We start from the raw sequence: 5284 nt of genomic DNA, 5'->3' as shown, positions 1-5284 counted from the left end.
CAACCTCGCCAAGCGCATAACGGACGAGACCATACCCACCTGGCGAGGAACTTACTAGGAGATAAAGGGCAATCTGACTAGATCAAACGCCCTCTGAGAGCGTCCGCGATGTTGTCGAAGTCCGGCCTCCGGCTCTCTTCCCCGGCGCGGATCCACTGTTCCGCGATCCGACGCTGACCGCTGATTGCCGCCGGATCTGCGAACTGAGCGACGACCTTGTTCGCGGTGCTCCTGCGGCGCGGTCCGGAGTTGATGCCGACGCTTTGCGCCCAGGTCCGAAGTGCTCTACGGGCTTGGCCGTCCGGGACGACGGTGTCGTTCATGCACCAGACGTAGAGGACCACGGGAATCATGGTCCGGTGAGGGACGCGTGCGATTGGTGATCTGAGTTTGGCCGCGTTCAGCTCGTAGCACAGCCGACGCTGCTCCGGTGGATAGATCCGGCGGTCGCTGCCCCGTTGCGTTGTCTTGTGGTAGAGCGGAGGCGCGAGGAGACCCACCTCGACGTAGTCGGTGACCGTCCGCGGACTGAGCTTGATCCCGAGGGAGCGGGCATCCTCCACCAGGTCGTCAGCCGTCCCGGCCGACCACTCGCCCGGCTGGTCTGTCATGGGCTGGAACTTACACCGAGATGGAGGGCGATCGAGGGGACTTCTCGGGCTCCGCTGGCCCAAAGTGAGGAGCAACGAAACGCCCTCGCGCCGCTCCCTCTCGCAAAGTCGGCGGCACGAGGGCCTGGCACCCTTGGAGGGCCCATGTATCCGTACGCGCTGTCCCATCCGTCGCCGCCCGGTACGGGACCACCGCCCGGCATGGCGGAAGGGCATCCTCACGCACATCCTCCGTGTCGCCGGGGGAGCTGCTGTGACCACGGCGGTCACGGTGGGGCTCAACCACCTGATCCGCTGAACCGACGACTCGCTGTGGCGACCCGAAGGTCGCCCAGCAGCCGGCTGCCAGGGTAAGGACGTTCAACGTGTAGACGCCCCAGACCTCAGCGTGGCACTACACAGAGTAACTGTGCGCAGTAGGCGAGCATGGGGCAGAGCGTGGGGAGCTCATGGAAACTCGCGCAGTGAAGTGAGGACGCTGGCGGGCGGAGTTTTCCGAAGCTCCGCGGGTGCGGTGGGAGTGCGGGACGCAGGGAAAGTGGTGCGGCGAACGCCGAACGGTTCCCGATCGAGCAGGATCGAGGAGGACGCAGGCGGATTGAAACGGGTGATTATGTCCGTCTTTCCTGCATCGTCGCAGGTGAGAGGCGTCACGCCTATGGGTTCGAGTCCCACCCGCCCCACCAAGAAAAACGTTTTGACCTGCGCAAACGCCCCGGGATGGGCGGCCTTGCGTGTGGCGATCGCCTCGCATCGGTGTGGTGAAACTGGCGGCCCTGGTCTGCCCCACCGGGCCCCGACCTTCTTGACCTGGGGGTTCAGGCGGAGCGTGGGTGTGAAGCCATGATGATGATCCCACGGCCCCTGCGTGTGACGCGCCGCTTGTCCGGTCGGTAGCTGGGGCCCTGGCGTTCGCCGACCGGCTCACACAGGCGACTGCCCGGGTGCATGGTCCGGTTCCGGTCCCGGTTCTGGGGGGAGGGCCAGGAGGAGCGGAGAGCTCAGCCGGGCGTCCGGGTGCATCCGCAGCAGATGGTGGACCACCCCGGACAACCCCGGGAGCAGCCCCGGTGCGAACGCCTCCTTGGCGAGGCCGCCGACCGGACCGCGCTGTTCGATGCCGGTGAGCAACTCCGCGTCGGCTTCCGTGGCGGACGGCCCCTCGTACCCTTTGAGGCCGCGCAGGCGGTGGAGGATCTCCCAGAGTCCGAGGTCGCCGTGACAGAGGGTGTGGCTCCATCCGAAGCCCTCGCGCAGGCCGGCCGGTCCCGAGCGGAGCGCGGTGTTCAGATGGCGGGGGTCGCCGGTTCGCCCGTGGAGGTCGACGGCGGCCAGGCCGATGCCCGTGCTGCCGTGACACCACGCGGTGGGATGGTCGACGTCTCCTCCGATCCTCGCGTCGGCCCAGGCCCGTTCCCCGGGCGAGTACAGAGACTCCTCGAAGTCATGGGCCAAGGAGCCCAGTTCGTACCACCGGCGCCGATCCGCCGTGCTCCCGGCGGCGGAGAGGGCGAGCCTGGTGAGCGCCCAGCCGGCGCCGGTGGCGCCATGGGCGAAGCCGCCGATGCCCTCCGGGAACATCACCGTGGACCACCGTGCTCCGCGGTCGTCGACGACCGCGGTCCGTTCCAATCGCCGTCCGGCTTCGGCGGCGATGTCCACCCACCGTTCCTGGCCGGTGAGTTCGGTGAGGTCGAGCAGTGGGACGATCACGCCGGCCACGCCGCTGAGCACGTCGAGAGCCCGGTCCTCGGCGATGAGCTCCGGGGTCAGCAGCGCTGCCCGGGCGCGGGCGCGGTCGAGCAGTCCGGGCGTACCGAGGACGCGGTGCAGGGACTCCCAGGTCCACACCTGCGAGGCGAGTCCGGTGAACCCGCCGAGCTGGCGGGTCGGCGTGGTGTCCTCGGTGGCGGCCAGCACCTCCAGGGTGCCGGCCAGCACGGACTCGACACCGGCCACCGGGTCGGCCCGCCCGGCGCGCTGCTCCCTCAGGTACTCCGCGAGAGCGAGGGCGACGCCGCCCTGGCCGGTGTAGAGGTCCGCGCCGAGCGGGCGGACCGCCCAGCCGTAGTCCGTGAGCACCGGACTGATCCAGGTCGCGGTGGTGTCGGTACCACGCACGGCCGCCGCGCAGATCCTCTCCACGGCCGTGGCTGCCAGCGTGCGCCGCCGTCGGTCCAGGTCCTCGGCGCTCGGTGACCGGGTGGGCGTCCGTACCCGGTCGGGGAGCTGCCGTTCGTTCAGATAGGCACCGACCAGCGCGCTGCGTATGGTGTCCCGCTCGCGGGCGAGGTCCGCCTGTCGCCACCCGGTCAGGAAGGCGGCCGACCGTTGTCCGTCCACCCGCTCGCCGAACACGGGGACGTCGCCGATCAGCAGGTCTGCGATCTCCCCGTCGATCACCGCCGGTTCGCGGGGCGCGCCCGGGGCGGCGAGGGCGTTGCGGTGGAGGATGTCCCGGGCCCGTTCCAGGGCGGCGTCGGGGTCATGCAGCGAAGCCGGGTGCCAGAGCATCCGGCCGATATCCGTGTACGTCTGGGTGGGCCGTCGGATCCTGCGGACCTGGCACCCGTCGAACACCCCCAGCAATTTGCCCAGATCACCGTCGGCGTCGAGCTCCGCCAGCGCCCCGGTGAGCCCGTCGAAACCGGTCAGTACCTGGTCCCAGTGGCGGATCAGCACCGGCTCGGGGCTGGGGTGGTTATTGGCCGGCGGCAGGTCCACCACACCGACCTCCATGCGGGCGGTGTCCAGCCCCCCGTCCGCGATGACCGGGACACGGATCTGCGGCTGCTGGCCGGGCAGACCGCCCGCGGCCGAGAGATCCACACCGGCGAGGGCGTAGCCGTCGGTACGGAGCGGCAGGATGCCGGTGCGCAGCACGGTGTTACGGATCGTCCGGGCCGCCTGGTCGACGGCGTCACCGCGCCCGCTCGGCGGAACTTCGACATCGGGCGTGAACAGGGCCTCGGCGTCGACCACGGCGGGCACCGGGCCGTGGGCCACCAGGTTCTCGGCGTGCAGGTCGGTCCCGCCGAGGAGTCGCATCACCGCCAGCCATCCGCCCAGGGCACGGTAGAAGCGGGCGAGTTCCGCCTCGTCCCGGCAGTAGCGGTGGCCGAGGTGCTCGGCCCAGCCGTAGCCGTCCCGGACCACCACCCTCGGCACGCCCAGGTCCTCGGCGCCGGGGACGGCGGCGACGAAGGAGCGCAGCGCGGCGTCCACCTCCACCGGCCGCGGCTTGTACATGACGCTGCCCGCCTCGAAGAGGACCCGGGCCACCGCCCGCCCTCCGTGGTGTGTGTCCCCGCGGGCGAGCTCCAGCGCGCGCAGCGGTCCCGGATCGTCGCCGAGCAGGCCGGCGATGGCCTCCCGGTCCGCGGCGAGTCGTGTGCCCAGTTCCAGCGCGCCCTCGATCAGGAGGCGCCCGCAGGCGAAGGCCCGTTCGCGCAGCGCCGGGTACCGCCGGTGCAGGGTCTCGGCGAATTCGGGGGCGGAGGCGTGCCGGAGGAAGGCGTTCCAGCGGGCGGCCGAGTCCGCGCCGGGCAGTTCGCCGGCCAGGCCGGCGGCCCGCAGCTCCAGCAGGAGCGCCCGGTTGAGCCGGAGCTGGAGGGTACGGCCGAGGGCCTCGCGCGTCGCCTCGCGGAGTACCGCCCGCTCGTCGGCGGCCAGCCCGGCGATCTCCGGGATCCGGTCGTCCAGCTCCGCGAACAGCGGGCCCGCGAAGGTGTCCACCGGTCCCGCGAACCATCCCTCGGGCGGCGATCCGTCGGCCGAGCGGGCCGCTGCCACCGGTTCCACCATGCTGAGTCCTCTCCTGACGGCTGGTACACGTGATCTGGCCTGAGGTGGTGGCGCGGGCCGGGGAGCCCGTGAGGGCTCCCCGGGGTGTTGCGAGCGGTGCCGTACGGTGGTTCGTCAGCAGCAGTAGCTGTGCCACGAACCGGTGCAGCTGCTGCACCCGGTGAACATCGCCTCGGTGGCGTCGGTCAGCGCGGCCTCTCCGGCCGCCCCGCCCACGTAGAGCGGGCCGGCCGGGTTGTCGGCGCCGAAGGCCGTTTCGGCGCCCTGGAGCCAGGCGGCGACGATCTCGTCGGTACGGGTGGCGGACATGACGGGCATGCGGTTCCTCCTACGAATCGCCGGGAATGCACGGAGCTACAGAATCCACCGGATGGTGTCCGTCCGGGTCTGCCAGAACCGGCCAATCATCAAACGGGCGTTCAGGCGCGCCCGGTCCGGTCCGGAAACCGCCACCGCGCCGTCGGTCCGGTGGTCGCCGATCGGTGCGCCGGGACGCGAGGCGAGGTGGCGGGCGGTGCCCGCCCCGCGCGGCCCGGTCCGGCGTACCCGCCTGGACGGAGACGCGGCGGACGGTGACCGTGCCCGTCAAGTGGTGCGGTCCATACACATTTGGCCATTCACCGTCCTCCGTGCGGACGCTTCGCGCCGCTCCGCGAGACCGCGCCGGGGCGTTTGCCATGGGCCGACGGCCGCCCAGAAGTGGTCCGTGATCTCGTCCAGGTACCCCAGCTGCCGCGGCGGCCATCTTGGCGTGGTAACCGCGCCCTCCACGGTCCTGAGCTTGCTCCGCTTTGACGGACACCATTGGTGTGGTGGTCAGGCCGCGAGCGCGGTCTCGTACTCGGCGGGACTGCGGTAGCCGAGGCTGC

3 protein-coding genes are annotated in these 5284 nt (G+C 71.0%); all 3 read right to left on the bottom strand.

Features of this window, described 5'->3' with window-relative positions:
• Positions 1-77: 77 nt before the first annotated feature.
• On the bottom strand, positions 78-611 hold the full coding sequence (locus ACGF2Y_RS36475; RefSeq protein WP_392956371.1) for a hypothetical protein: 534 nt from the start codon (positions 609-611) through the stop codon (positions 78-80).
• Positions 612-1535: 924 nt separating this feature from the next.
• Positions 1536-4415, bottom strand: coding sequence for a type 2 lanthipeptide synthetase LanM family protein (locus ACGF2Y_RS36470; protein ID WP_392956369.1), 2880 nt, complete (start codon positions 4413-4415; stop codon positions 1536-1538).
• Between the two features lie 114 nt (positions 4416-4529).
• Positions 4530-4733 carry a DUF6229 family protein gene (locus ACGF2Y_RS36465; protein WP_392956366.1) on the bottom strand — a complete coding sequence of 68 codons (204 nt, stop codon included), beginning with the start codon at positions 4731-4733 and terminating at the stop codon, positions 4530-4532.
• Positions 4734-5284 lie beyond the last annotated feature (551 nt).

The sequence above is a fragment of the Streptomyces sp. NPDC048142 genome (assembly GCF_043202835.1).
In the GTDB taxonomy this organism is placed as follows: Bacteria; Actinomycetota; Actinomycetes; order Streptomycetales; family Streptomycetaceae; genus Streptomyces.
This window is presented reverse-complemented; position numbering and strand designations above follow the sequence as displayed.